Raw genomic sequence first — 13206 nt, forward strand, 5'->3', positions numbered from 1 at the left:
GGTCCCTATCTGCCGTGGGTGCAGGAGAATTGACAGGATCTGACCCTAGTACGAGAGGACCGGGTTGGACGTACCTCTGGTGGACCTGTTGTGGCGCCAGCCGCAGTGCAGGGTAGCTATGTACGGTCGGGATAACCGCTGAAGGCATCTAAGCGGGAAACCCACCTGAAAACGAGTTCTCCCTATCAGAGCCGTGGTAGACCACCACGTTGATAGGCCGGGTGTGGACGTGCGGCAACGCATGAAGCTTACCGGTACTAATCGCTCGATCGGCTTGATCATTCTCATTCGTCAATGCCCACCCAAACAGGGTGCGCAACACAATCACAATGCCCTCCCAAGACCAGCTTCCAACTTGCCATTTGCCGACCTGGTGGTTCTAGCGGGGCGGCCGCACCCGATCCCATTCCGAACTCGGCCGTGAAACGCCCCAGCGCCCATGATACTTCGTCTCAAGACGCGGGAAAGTCGGTCGCCGCCAGGTCTGCAAATCGCAAGTTGTACACAGAGACCTCTTCTTCACACCACACCACGCAAAGCCCCTCGCGCTCCACAGCCGAGGGGCTTTTTGCGTTCAGGGGCTCCGAGAGTGGCGAAGGCGGTGACGACGATGATGGAAACGCATGAGATCGCAGCCGAGGGCGTTCGCGCCGTGATCCGCGACGCCGGGGCCGAACTGGTCAGCCTGCGTGACGCGGCAGGGGAGGAACTCCTCTGGCAGGGCGGCCCCGAATGGCCGCGGCAGGCGCCGGTCCTGTTCCCCATCGTCGGCAAGCTCGCGGGCGATGTCCTGCGCGACGGTGGCAAGACGTACACAGTCGGGCAGCATGGCTTCGCCCGGGATTGCCGCTTCAACTGGATCGAGCAATCGTCTCGGCGGTGCGTGCTCCGCCTCGCCGACGACGCGGTGACCCGACGCGTCTATCCCTATCCCTTCGTGCTGGAGCTCATCTACGAGGTGACCGGGGCGACCCTGACCGTAAGGACCCGGGTGAGCAATCCCGGTGAGGAGCCGCTGCCCTGCGGCGTCGGCGCGCATCCGGGGTTTCGCTGGCCACTGGTCGACGGCGTGGCCAAGACGGACCATGCAATTCACTTCGACCGCCAGGAGACGGGCGTCGCCCTGTCGGTCAGCGATGCGCTGCTCGGCGCCGAAAAGCCGCTGCCTTTCGATTGCCGGACGCTGCCCTTGTCGGAGGCGCTGTTTGCGCGGGACGCGCTGGTGATGCCGGATGTCGCCAGCCGCAGCGTGACCTACGCCGCGCAGGCGCCGGACGGGGAGATTGTCCGTTCGATCACCATCGGTTGGGAGGGCTACAAGGATCTCGGCATCTGGTCGCGATCCGGCGGTGCGCCGTTCGTGTGCATCGAGCCCTGGTTCTCGATGGCGAGCCCGATCGGCTGGGATGGTGCCTTCATCGACAAGCCGGGGATCCTGGTCCTGCCGCCCGGCGCCAGCCGCGACTTCACTTGGCGCGTAGGCGTCGATGCGTGACATTCTGCGGTTTCGGAGATAGCCCGGACCCGTGAACCGATCCGGCATCGCGTGAGGACAGGCGGCTTCCCGCGCGGCAACACGTATGGACTTTCGATGCCGTGTGGTATGCGATCGGGTGGGAACCGCGAAAAGGAGCATCATCCGCCGATGGCATTGTCACGCGATTCCGCCAGCCGCGTCGATCGGATCTGCCTCGCCATTCGGCGGGCGATCATCGAACGCGCTCTGGCGCCGGGCGACAAGCTGCCCGAGGACGCGCTCGGCGAACGCTTCGGCGTCAGTCGTACCATCGCGCGGCAGGCGCTGGGCCAATTGGCCGGCGAAGGACTGGTCGATCTCCGCCGCAACCGGATCGCGGTGGTGGCGACTCCCACCTTCGAGGAGGCGCGGGACACTTTCGACATCCGCGTCGAACTGGAGCGGCTGGTGGTCCGGCATCTGGCCGGCGCGCTCAGCCCGGAGCAGATCGCCGAGCTCAACGCCCATATTGCGGCGCAGGACAAGGCCGCCGGTGGTCCCGAAGCGGCGTCGATCCGGCTCGCGACGGATTTCCACGTGCTGCTGGCCCGGATGACCGGCAAGCCGATCCTCATCCGCTATGTCAGCGAGGTGGCCTATCGCAGCGGCCTGTCGCTCTCGGCCTATGGCCGCCCGCATTCGCCCGAATGCGCCGTCAACGAGCATCGCTCGCTGGTGGAGGCGCTGGCCAAGGGCGATCGCGACGCGGCCATGCGGCTGATGGCCGGGCATCTGGAAGCCGTGGCCGATCGGGCGTTCCTGCCCGATGCCGACCGGGGCACGAAGAACCTCGTCGATATTCTGGCGCCCTACGTCGAGGACTGACGCGGCGCGACTGCGTCAGCCGGTCGGCGTTCGAACGCAGATGCTGGCGCGGCGGGCCTGATGGCGAGCCCGGTTGGAGAGGTCGTGCGATCTCGTGCAGGCCGCGCTCACTCGTTTTCTGTCCCCGAGGGCCACCGGCGCGGAGCAGATTGGCTTCGAAGTGGCGACCCGCCGCCTCAAGGCTCCCGGCAGCCGGAGCGCCAACATTGAGCGCGGGTTCGCCCGTCGCCGGACCTCCCTGTGAGCAGGCCCCGGACGCTTCCCTGTCGCCATCGCGACGTTCGAGCCCGGACCGCATCCTGGAGGTGCTTTCGCCGATCATTCCCAGAATCTGGAGAAAATCGCCCTGCGGGATTGCGCGCCGGGATAATTCGCATACACTTTGTGCTCTAAAGTGCATGCGAAAAATATAGGCACCTGCATGCCGACGGTAGAAGCAGGTGCTGCGGGACGTCACGCCATCCAGTTCGATCTCCAGGCCGGCCGCGTGCCGGTGTGCTCCACCAACGAGACAGGGAAGACTTGCATGATCCGGACCCACATGATCGCCGCCGCCACCACCGCGCTCCTTCTGGTCGCCGGTCCCTCGCTCGCCGAAACGCTGACCGCGGGCGCCAATATCGGCAACGTGCCCTGGGAGTTCCAGGACGAGAATTCCGAGATCGTCGGCTTCGAGGTCGATCTGCTCAAGGAGGTCGCCGACCGCCTTGGCTATGACGAGGTCGACATCCAGAACGTGCCGTTCAATGGCCTGTTCTCCGCCGTCCAGTCCGGCCGCATCGACGTGGCGATCTCCTCGATCACCATCACTGACGAGCGGCTCCAGTCGGTGTCCTTCGCGCAGCCCTATTACGACAGCGACCAGTCGCTCTCGACCCGCGCCGATTCCGGCATCGCCGGCAGCGGCGACTTGAAGGGCAAGACCGTCGGCGTCGATACGGGTTCGACCGGCGACATCTATTCGACCGAGCGCGAGAGCGAGTGGGGTCTGGCCGGCATCAGCCGCTACGAAGGCCTGAGCCCGGCCATGCTCGATCTCGCGGCGGGGCGCATCGACGCCTATGTCTCCGACATTCCGGCGGTCGCCTACTATCTCAAGGACAAGCCCGAGATGAAGGTCGTCGAGCGGCTGGCCACGGGCGAGCAATATTCGATGATGTTCGCCAAGGACAGCGAGCTGGCCGGCAAGGCCAACGAGGTGCTGACGACCCTCAAGGACGAAGGCTACATCGCCGATCTGCACGAGAAATGGTTCGGCATGCAGCCGGAAGCCACGACGAGCACGGTGGAAGTGCGCGAGATGCCGAAGCCGAAGTCGTAATTTGACCGAAGGGCCGGGCGCTTTGCGTCCGGCCCCGACGCCTCTCCCGGAACAGTCGGCGGCTTGATGGATATCGTCCACACCTTCTTCAATATCGACGTTCTCCTGCGCTATTACCCGCTGCTCCTGGAAGGCTTGTGGCGGACGATTGCGCTGGGAGCCCTGTCCATCGTGCTCGGCCTGGTCGGCGGCCTCGCTCTGGCGATGATGCGGATCTACGGGCACCCGATCCTGAAATTCCTGGTCGTTGCCTATGTCGACGTGTTCCGGGCGCTGCCTGTGCTGGTCTGGCTGGTCATCGTCTATTACGCGCTGCCCTTCGTCGGCATCCGGCTTTCGGCCTTCGCCTCGGCGACGACGGCGCTGACGATGATCTCCAGCGCCTATACGGCGGAAATCTACCGCGCCGGCATCGAGGCGATCCCGCGGGGCCAGTTCGAGGCGGCCCAGTCGATCGGGCTCAGCCAGTGGTTCCTGATGCGCGACGTGGTGCTGCCGCAGGCGATCCGCATCGTCATTCCGCCGCTGACGAACAATTCGATCAACGTCATGAAGGACACTGCGCTCGCCTCCGTGGTGGCGCTGCCGGACCTTCTGAAGCAGGCGACGCAGGCACAGGCGCTGGCGGCCAATCCGACGCCGCTGATCGGCGCGGCGATCCTCTATCTCCTGCTGCTGTTGCCGCTGGTGCGTCTCGTCGCCGTCTTCGAGGCGCGCCATGCCAAGAAGGGAGCCCGCTGATGGAGGCGACCCGGCCGATCATCGAGATGCGTGGCGTCGGCAAGCGCTTCGGCAAGTTCGAGGCGTTGAAGGACATTGACCTCGAGGTCGCCGCCGGCGAGGTCGTGGTGCTGCTCGGGCCCTCGGGCTCCGGCAAGTCGACGCTGATCCGCTGCATCAATCTTCTCGAGCAATATGATGCCGGCGACGTCGTTGTCGACGGCACGCGGGTCGAGGCCGGCCGCAGGCTGCAGAGCGTGCGCCAGGAAGTCGCCATGGTCTTCCAGGCCTTCAATTTGTTTCCCAACCATACCGTCCTCGACAATGTCGCGCTCGGTCCGGTGCGGGTGCGCGGTCTCAGCTGGCAGGAGAGCCGCGCCCGCGCCCGACGCCTGCTCGAACGGGTCGGCATTGCCGAACAGGCGGAGAAATATCCGGTGCAGCTTTCCGGCGGCCAGCAGCAGCGCGTCGGCATTGCTAGGGCGCTGGCCATGGAGCCGCGCATCCTGCTCTTCGACGAACCGACCTCGGCGCTCGACCCGGAAATGGTCGGCGAGGTGCTCGACGTCATCAAGGGACTGGCGGGCGAGGGGGTGACCATGATGCTGGTGACCCACGAGATGGGCTTTGCCAGGCAGGTGGCCGATCGCATCGTCTTCATGGAAGCCGGCGAGATCAAGGAGATCTCGACGCCTGAAACCTTCTTCACGGCGACCCGGAACGAGCGCGCCCGCGCCTTCCTCGACGCCGTCCTCAACCACTGACGCGCGGGCAATCCCGCACATTCTGGCAGAGACCGAAAGGCACATCCGATGGCACTCGACATGGACTTCGTCCGCCGGCAGTTTCCGGCGCTTTCCGGCGACTGGGTCTTCATGGACAATGCTGGCGGCAGCCAGGTGCTGTCGCGGGTTGCCGACCGGATCTCCGACTACCTCCTGACGTCCAACGTCCAGACCGGGGCGACCTACGCGCCGAGCCAGCGCTCGACGGAACGGGTGCGCGAGGCGCGCAACGCCTTCGCCCGCTATCTGAACGCCGCCGATGCCGGCGAGATCGTCATGGGCGCCTCGACCACCATGCTGATCCGGGTGCTGTCGGAGGCGATGAGTGGCAGCCTGTCCGCCGGCGACGAGATCATCGTGACCAACACCGATCACGAGGCCAATATCGGCCCGTGGCTGAAGCACGATGCCCGCGGCATCGTCATCAGGTTCTGGAACTGCAATCCGGAAACGCTGGAGCTCGATCTCGACGACCTGAAGGCCTTGATGAGCGAGCGCACGAAGCTCGTCTGCGTCACCCATGCCTCGAACATCTTCGGCACCATCAACCCGATCGCCGAGATCTCGGAGATCGCCCATGCGGGCGGCGCGCAGGTCTGCGTCGACGGCGTCGCCTATGCGCCGCACCGCGCCGTGGACGTCCAGGCGCTCGGCGCCGACTACTACATCTTCAGCGCCTACAAGGTCTTCGGCCCGCATGTCGGGGTGATGTGGGGCCGGCGGGACCGGCTCCTCGAGCTCGACAACATCTATCATTTCTTCTTCGGGAAGGACGCCGTGCCGCACAAGCTGGAGCCGGGCAACATCAATTACGAGCTCGCCCATGGCTCGGTCGGCGCCATCGACTATGTCGAGGAACTGGGTGTCATGGCTGGCGCCACGGCGGGCCGCGCGGCGATCGAGGCCGGTTTCCGCGACATTGCCGAACAGGAGCGGGCGATCACCGCGCGGCTTCTCGACTTCCTCGGCAGCCGCAACTCGATCCGCATCGTCGGTCGCAATTGGAGCGCCGTCGAGGACCGGGTGGCGACGATCAGCTTCATTGCCGGCGATCGGGATTCCAAGGCGATCGTCGATCAGGTCGATCCGCACATGATCGGCATCCGGCACGGGGATTTCTACGCCAAGCGCCTGATCCAGGATCTCGGCCTTGCGCCGCAGAACGGCGTCGTGCGGGTATCGATGGTCCACTACAACACGCTGGACGAGGTCGACCGGCTGATCGCCGCGCTCGAACCGGCGCTCTAGCCGCGCTTGTCCTATCCCGCTGCCCGGCCGAGATCGCACTGGGTAGCCCTTCCTTCGTTTCATCGATCCGGACCGCCCATGCCCTACGACCTCGTCATCCAGAACGGCACGATCGCCACCGCGTCCGACGTGTTCCAGGCGGATATCGGCATCCGCGACGGCGTGATCGTGCAGATCGGCCGCGACCTCGGTGAGGCGGTCGAGACCATCGACGCCACCGGGCGCTATGTCCTGCCGGGCGGGATCGACAGCCATGTACATATCGCCCAGCCGTCGGGCGAGGGGATCGTCATGGCCGACGATTTCGAGAGCGGCACCCGCTCGGCTTTGTTCGGCGGCAACACCACCATCCTGCCGTTCTGCCTGCAGGAGAAGGGCCGGCCGCTGCGCGAGGCGCTGAAGGCCTATCACGCGCTGGCCGACGGCAATTGCTACACCGATGTCAGCTTCCATCTGATCGTCTCGGACCCGTCTGACGCGGTGCTCGGCCAGGAACTGCCGGCGCTGGTGGAGGACGGCTACACTTCCTTCAAGGTGTTCATGACCTACGAGGATCTGCGGCTCAGCGACGGCCAGATCCTCGACACGATGGATGTGGCCCGCCGCACCGGCGCCCTCGTCATGGTCCATTGCGAGAACGAGGACGCGATCCGCTATCTCATCGGCCGCCACGAGGCCGAGGGCGATGTCGCGCCGCGCGCCCATGCGTCGACCCGGCCGATGGCGGTGGAGCGCGAGGCGACCCATCGCGCCGTGTCGCTGGCCGAGGTCGCCGACGTGCCGCTGGTGATCGTCCATGTGTCGAACCGGGAGTCCATGGAAGAGATCGAGCGGGCGCGCCGCCGCGGCCGCAAGGTGATCGGCGAGACCTGCCCGCAATATCTGATGCTGACCGCCGACGATCTGGACGGGATGGACTGGGAAGGCGCCAAGTTCGTCTGCTCGCCGCCGCCGCGGGACGCGGAGAGCCAGGAGGCCTGCTGGGACGGGCTCGAACGCGGCGTCTTCGACCTGTTCTCATCCGACCATTGCCCGTTCCGCTACGACGACCCGGCCGGGAAGCGCAATCCGAAGGGCATGACCAGCTTCCGGCACATTCCGAACGGCATTCCGGGCGTCGAATTGCGGCTGCCCATCCTGTTCTCGGAAGGGGTGAACAAGGGCCGGATCGACCTGCCGCGCTTCGTGGCGCTGACGGCGACCAACCAGGCCAAGACCTATGGCCTCTATCCCCGCAAGGGTACGATCGCCATCGGCGCCGATGCGGATATCGCGATCTGGGATCCGGCGATGACCCGCACGGTCCGGCACGCCGAGATGCACGACGGCGCCGACTACACGCCCTATGAGGGGCTGGAGCTCACCGGCTGGCCGACGATCGTGGTTCTGGGGGGCAAGCTGATGGTGTCCGACGGGGCCCTCGTCGGCCGCAAGGGCGACGGCCAGTACCGCAGCCGCGACCGCTCCTATCTGGCGACACGGCGGGATCGTCCCGCGGCGCTCTGAGCCGCGGACCGGGATGGCCGCTCACGGGAGCGCTTAGCCTCGATGACGCATGCCGCCATCCACATCGACCACCGTTCCGGACAGATAGGCGGCCGCCGGCGAGGCGAGCATGGCGACGATGCGGGCGACTTCTTCCGGTTCCGACAGGCGGCCGAAGGGACGGTTAGAGATCATCTCGCGCCAGCGCTCGGGATCGCCCAGCGCGCTCTCGGCACGGCCGCGGGCGACGGTGACGATGCGCTCGGTTCGCGTGGCGGTCGGATTGACGCCGAAGACGCGGACGTTCCAGTCGGGGCTCTTGGCGCCGACCGCCTCGGTGAAGGCGATGAGCGCGGCATTGGCTGTCGAGCCGCAGACATAGTCGAAGCGCGGAGACCGGCCGAGATCGCCGATGATGTTGACGATGGTGCCGCTCTCGCGCGCCTTCATCCGCTCCAGATAGAGCCGCGTCAGGTCGATATAGCCGAACACCTTGAGCTGCCAGGATTCCTGCCAGGTCTCGATCGGCAGGGCGAAGAGGTCGCCGCCGGGAATGGCGCCGGCGCAATTGACCAGGATGTCGACGTCGCCGGCTTCCGCGACCAGAGCCGCCCGGGCGCCGGCCTCGGCGAGGTCGCTGACGATCGCGGTGACCGCCGTGCCGTGGGGCGCCAGCCGCGCTTTCGCATCGGCCAGGCGATCGGCATCGCGACCGACGATCGTCACGGCGGCGCCTTCCGCGGCGACGAGATCGGCGATGGCGAAGCCGATGCCCTTTGTGCCGCCGGTGATCAGCACATGCTTGCCGGACAGATGCAGGTCCATCAGCCGGCACCTGCGCCAAAGGGCTCGGCCGCGGCGTACCAGTCGGCGATCTCGGAGCCGCTGGTGAACAGCACGTCGTCGCTGGCCTTCAGCAGCTCCACCATGTCGCGCAGTTCCTGCAGGCGATGCGGCACGCCCATCAGATGCGGATGCAGGCCGATGGCGAGAACGCGCGGATTGGTGTCGATCTCGCGGCGGAAGAGGGCAAGCGTGCGCTGCAGCCGGTTCAGCATCTCGCCGGTCGCGTGCTTCTCGATGGCGTAGACGATGGAATCGTTGATCTCGAGATTGTAGGGCATCGCGATCAGCGGCCCGTCCGGCGTGGCGATCCAGGACGGAAGGTCGTCCACCACCCAGTCGAAGACGTGATCGACGCCGGCGCGGCGCAGGATGTCCGGGGTCTCCAGGCTCTCGCGCAGGCCTGGGCTGAGCCAGCCGCGCGCCGGCGTGCCGGTGAATTGCTCGATCAGCCGCAGGGTCTCGATGACCAGCGCCTCCTCGCTGGCGCCGGCATGGTTCAGCGCGCGCTGGTGCAGGCCGTGGCCGACGAACTCCCAGCCGGCGTCGCGCATGGCGCGGGCCGCCTGCGGATAGGCGGCGATGACGCCGGCATTGATCGAGGTGGAAGCCGGCAGGCCGAGATCGGCGAACAGTTTCAGGATGCGCGGCAGGCCGGCGCGCATGCCGTAATCGGCCCAGCTGAAGTTCGGCACATCCGGCACCGTCTCCTTGCCGTGCGGCGGGGTGATGATGGTGCGCGGCATCGGCTGGTCGAACTGCCAGTTTTCGACATTGACCACCAGATTGACGAGGATCTTCCGGCCCTGCATCGGCGGCAGGGACGGTCGCTCGGACGACATGCGGTAGGGGATGCGGGGATTGCTCATGCGGCCTGCGTCTCTGCCTGTCTGTGGGCGCTGCGCATCTCGGCCATGATCTCGGCCTTGTAGCGCGTGAAGTCGGGGGTGATCAGGTCGTCGATGGAGCGCGGACGCGCGAGTTCGATCGGGATCTCGCGGCCGATCCGCGCCGGCCGCGCGGTCATCACGCAGACCCGGTCGGCGAGCAGGATTGCCTCGTCGATGTCGTGGGTGACGAAGACGACGGTGGTGTTCAGCTTCTCCCAGACCTTCAGCAGCAATTCCTGCATGGCCAGCCGCGTCTGGGCGTCGAGCGCGCCGAAGGGTTCGTCCATCAGGAGGGCGCGCGGCCGCATGACCAGCACCCGGGCAATGCCGACGCGCTGGCGCATGCCGCCGGAGAGCTGCGAGGGATAGGCCTTGGCGAAATCCTGCAGGCCGACGATCTCCAGAAGCTCGCGGGCGCGCTCCTCGTAGTCGGCGCGGGCCACGCCCTGCATCTTGGGGCCGAAGACGACGTTCTCCCAGACCGTCAGCCACGGAAACAGCGCCGCTTCCTGGAAGACGACGCCGCGATCGGGGCCGGGCCGGCCGATGGTGCTGCCATCGATCAGCGCGCTGCCCTCGCTGTTGTTCTCGAAGCCCGCGAGGATGTTGAGGAGGGTGGACTTGCCGCAGCCCGAGGGGCCGAGCAGGGCGACGAACTCGCCCTCGGCGATATCCAGATCGACGCAGTCCAGTGCCCGGATCGGGGTGGCCGCATGATAGACCTTGGCGACCTGGCGAAGCTTGATTTCGGCCATCGGGAATTCCTTCTCAGCGGGTCTGCGCGAGGCGCCAGGACAGGGCCCAGCGTTCGGCGAGGAGGATGAGCTGGTCGCTCAGGAGGCCCATGACGCCGATCGACACCATGTCGGCGATGACCACGTCCATGCGGCCGACATAATAGGCGTCCCACAGGACGTAGCCGAGACCGGACTTCACCGCGATCATCTCGGAGACGATGACGGCGGTCCAGCCAATGCCGAGGCCGATCCGTAGGCCGGTGAAGATCGAGGGCAGGGCGGCGGGCAGGACGACGCGCCGCAGGATGTCGAAGCGGTTGGCGCCCATCATCAGCGCGGCGCGGATCAGATTGCGCTCGACATGGCGGGCCCCCTGGGTGGTGTTGATGACGATCGGATAGAAGGCGCCGAGGGCGATCAGGAAGATGGCGCTGAAGCCGCTGATGCCGAAGACGGCGACGGAGAAGGGCAGCCAGGCGGTGATCGGCACCGGGCGCATGATCTGGACCGTCGGGTCGAGAATCTGGGCGCCGAGGCGGCTCCAGCCGATCAGGATACCGGCGGGCACGCCGACGGCGATGGCCACGAAGAAGCCCTGGGCGACGCGCTGCGTGGAGAAGACGACATTGGCGAACCACGTGCCGCTATAGGGATTCAGCCCCATGCCGGCCTCGCCGAAGGCCCAGACCCACCAGGCCGAGACGACCCGGTCGGGGGTCGGTAGGACACCGCCGAAGAGCGAGCCGTCGGTGCCGGCGAACTGCCAGATGGCAATGATCGCGACCGGCAGCAGCAGACCGAGCAGCAACTGGCCGACACTGCTGGCGAGAATGAGCTGGGGCAACGTGCTGCCCAGCGTTCGCGCGCCCGGGGCGGCGAGTCCGGCACCGTCCGGAACGGGCTGCTTGACGGAGGTATCGGACATGGCGGTCTCCTGGCTGCGGGACGGGTGCCTCGCCCCGCGTCGGATCGCGGGGCGAGGCGGCAAGGATTACTGACCCTTGGCGGCTTCGACGATGGACGGATCCCAGTGATCGGCGATCTGGTCCGAGACGTCCTGCTGGATCACGCCGAGTTCGGCGAAGGCCTTGGCCTGGCGCTCGATCTGCTCCTGGTCGACCACCGAGCCGAGGGTGATCGGCTTGGCAGCTTCCGCCGCCACGTCCGGTGCGAGACCGGTGAGGTCGGCATAGGCCGCGGCAAAGGCTGCCGGGTCGGCGGCGAGCTTTTCCTGCGAGCTCAGATAGGCCCAGACGAAGCGCTCGACGGCGCCGCGCTTTTCCTCCAGCGCATCCTTCGTCGCCATCAGCATGCCGAGTTCGGCCCCGACGGCTTCCGATGCGCTGTATTCGAGGTTCTTGGCGAAGTAGCCGTAATCCTCGATCACCGGCACGGATTCGAAGGGCTCCCATGTGACGATGGCATCGACTTCGCCGCGCTTGAGCGCCTGGTCGAAATTGGCGCCGCCACCCTGGATGTTGACCGCGGTGAAGCTGTCATAGGGGATGTTCTTCTCGGTGACCGTCGCGGCGAACTGGAACCAGACAGCCGAGCCCGGCGCGATGCCGACCTTCTTGCCCTTCAGGTCTTCCCAGGAGTTCAGTTCGACGCCCTTGCGGCCGATGACGTATTTCTTGGAGGAGCCGACGCCCATCAGGCCGACGACGTTCTTGGAGCCCTGCGACAGCGAGATCGCGAGGTCGGCGGGGCCGACGGTGGCCATGTCGAGGGAGCCGGACAGAAGCGCCGTCCGGGCGTCGGCGTAGCGCGCGAATTCGACGGTCTTCAGGGTCACGCCGAGCTTTTCGAGCTCGTCCGAGATCAGGGTGATCGGCGCCAGATGCCCGACCTTCTGATAGCCGACCGTCAGCTCCACCGGATCGGTGAGAGCCTCGGGAGCCGGTCCGAGCGCGAAGGCCCGGAGCGGCACGAGGCCGACCGCGAGGCTGGCCGCCACTGCGAGGGAGTGGCGTATAATGCTGCGTCTGTTCATGTCGTCACCTATCGCGCCGAGGAAGAGGTCATTTTCGCTCAATCGGGGCCGTCTCGGCAGCGGCCTTGAAGAGCGGACGGCGTTTCTCGCTGAAGGCCTTGCGGCCTTCGGCGTAGTCGGAGCTGGCAAAGCAGGCCGCGACGAGGGCATCGACCGCCGCGGGGTCGCGCGCGCCGGCCGGGCGGGCCAGCTCGATGAGGGCCCGCTTGGTGGCGATGAGGGTCAGCGGCGCGTTGCCGGCGATGGTGTCGACGAAGGCGTCGCGCTCGGTCTCGAAGCTGGCCCGCGGATGGACGTTCTGGACGACGCCGAAGCGCAGCGCGTCGGCGGCGCCGAAGGCGCGACCGGCGAACATGATCTCCGCGGTGGCAGCCTGGCCGATCAGCTGCACGAACATCTCGATTGCGGAGAGCGTATAGCCGAGCCCGAGCTGGGCCCCCGGCATGCGGAAGAGCGCGCTGTCGTCGGCCAGCCGGAGGTCGCAGGCGAGCGCAAGTTCCAGCCCCCCGCCGAAACAGACGCCGCGAATGGCGGCGATGGCCGGCTTGGGGCAGGCGGCCAACGTCGTCAGTGCCCGGTCGACCGCGACTTCGTAGGCCGCGACCTGCTCCGGCGTGTCGCGCAGGGTGGCGAATTCCGAGATGTCGGCTCCGGCACAAAATGCCTTCGGTCCGGCGCCTTCGAGGACGATGACGCGAATGTCCGGATCGGCCGATGCCTCGGCGACGAGGGTCGGCAGCATCCGCCACATGGCGAGGCTGAGCGCATTGCGGCGCGCCTCATGGCTGATCGTCAGGATGGCGGCGTGGCCGGCGCGGCGAAGGTCGATCGTACCGGCCATGG

The 13206-nt window shown here is 66.7% G+C and carries 13 protein-coding genes and 2 rRNA genes; 9 read left to right on the forward strand and 6 right to left on the reverse strand.

What is annotated here, in order from left to right:
* The 9 genes from H536_RS0110550 to hydA all read left to right on the forward strand — a co-directional run.
* Positions 1 to 282 (forward strand): 23S ribosomal RNA (locus H536_RS0110550); the annotation flags it as partial.
* 87 nt (positions 283 to 369) lie between these two features.
* Positions 370 to 484, forward strand: a 5S ribosomal RNA gene (gene rrf / locus H536_RS0110555).
* Positions 485 to 610: 126 nt separating this feature from the next.
* Positions 611 to 1495, forward strand: a complete 885-nt coding sequence (locus tag H536_RS0110560) for an aldose 1-epimerase family protein (RefSeq protein WP_024350445.1) — start codon at positions 611 to 613, stop codon at positions 1493 to 1495.
* Between the two features lie 150 nt (positions 1496 to 1645).
* Positions 1646 to 2341, forward strand: a complete 696-nt coding sequence (locus H536_RS0110565) for a GntR family transcriptional regulator (protein ID WP_024350446.1) — start codon at positions 1646 to 1648, stop codon at positions 2339 to 2341.
* 526 nt (positions 2342 to 2867) lie between these two features.
* Positions 2868 to 3662, forward strand: coding sequence for a transporter substrate-binding domain-containing protein (locus tag H536_RS0110575; protein WP_024350447.1), 795 nt, complete (start codon positions 2868 to 2870; stop codon positions 3660 to 3662).
* 66 nt (positions 3663 to 3728) lie between these two features.
* Positions 3729 to 4403: an amino acid ABC transporter permease gene (locus H536_RS0110580; RefSeq protein ID WP_024350448.1), complete on the forward strand. Its 675-nt coding sequence runs from the start codon at positions 3729 to 3731 to the stop codon at positions 4401 to 4403.
* A complete protein-coding gene (locus H536_RS0110585) occupies positions 4403 to 5146 on the forward strand; it encodes an amino acid ABC transporter ATP-binding protein (protein WP_024350449.1) in 744 nt (247 codons plus the stop codon). The genes H536_RS0110580 and H536_RS0110585 overlap by 1 nt, the downstream gene beginning before the upstream one ends.
* 48 nt (positions 5147 to 5194) lie before the next feature.
* Positions 5195 to 6415, forward strand: coding sequence for a cysteine desulfurase-like protein (locus tag H536_RS0110590; RefSeq protein ID WP_024350450.1), 1221 nt, complete (start codon positions 5195 to 5197; stop codon positions 6413 to 6415).
* Positions 6416 to 6493: 78 nt separating this feature from the next.
* A complete protein-coding gene (gene hydA, locus H536_RS0110595) occupies positions 6494 to 7921 on the forward strand; it encodes a dihydropyrimidinase (RefSeq protein ID WP_024350451.1) in 1428 nt (475 codons plus the stop codon).
* A 33-nt stretch (positions 7922 to 7954) separates the two neighbouring features.
* Here hydA and H536_RS0110600 read toward each other — a convergent pair whose 3' ends face one another.
* From H536_RS0110600 to H536_RS0110625, 6 genes are all read right to left on the reverse strand, one after another.
* Entirely contained in the window at positions 7955 to 8725 is a 771-nt protein-coding gene (locus tag H536_RS0110600) for a short-chain dehydrogenase/reductase (RefSeq protein ID WP_024350452.1), read from the reverse strand.
* On the reverse strand, positions 8725 to 9612 hold the full coding sequence (locus tag H536_RS0110605) for a polysaccharide deacetylase family protein (protein ID WP_024350453.1): 888 nt from the start codon (positions 9610 to 9612) through the stop codon (positions 8725 to 8727). The genes H536_RS0110600 and H536_RS0110605 overlap by 1 nt, the downstream gene beginning before the upstream one ends.
* Positions 9609 to 10388 (reverse strand): ABC transporter ATP-binding protein, encoded by a 780-nt coding sequence (locus tag H536_RS0110610; protein ID WP_024350454.1) that lies wholly within the window; start codon positions 10386 to 10388, stop codon positions 9609 to 9611. The genes H536_RS0110605 and H536_RS0110610 overlap by 4 nt, the downstream gene beginning before the upstream one ends.
* Before the next feature lie 13 nt (positions 10389 to 10401).
* Positions 10402 to 11295 carry an ABC transporter permease gene (locus H536_RS0110615; protein ID WP_024350455.1) on the reverse strand — a complete coding sequence of 298 codons (894 nt, stop codon included), beginning with the start codon at positions 11293 to 11295 and terminating at the stop codon, positions 10402 to 10404.
* Positions 11296 to 11361: 66 nt separating this feature from the next.
* Positions 11362 to 12363 (reverse strand): ABC transporter substrate-binding protein, encoded by a 1002-nt coding sequence (locus H536_RS0110620; RefSeq protein WP_029703051.1) that lies wholly within the window; start codon positions 12361 to 12363, stop codon positions 11362 to 11364.
* A 28-nt stretch (positions 12364 to 12391) separates the two neighbouring features.
* On the reverse strand, positions 12392 to 13204 hold the full coding sequence (locus H536_RS0110625; protein WP_024350457.1) for an enoyl-CoA hydratase: 813 nt from the start codon (positions 13202 to 13204) through the stop codon (positions 12392 to 12394).
* Positions 13205 to 13206 lie beyond the last annotated feature (2 nt).

The organism is Aurantimonas coralicida DSM 14790, assembly GCF_000421645.1.
Classification (GTDB): Bacteria; Pseudomonadota; Alphaproteobacteria; order Rhizobiales; family Rhizobiaceae; genus Aurantimonas; species Aurantimonas coralicida.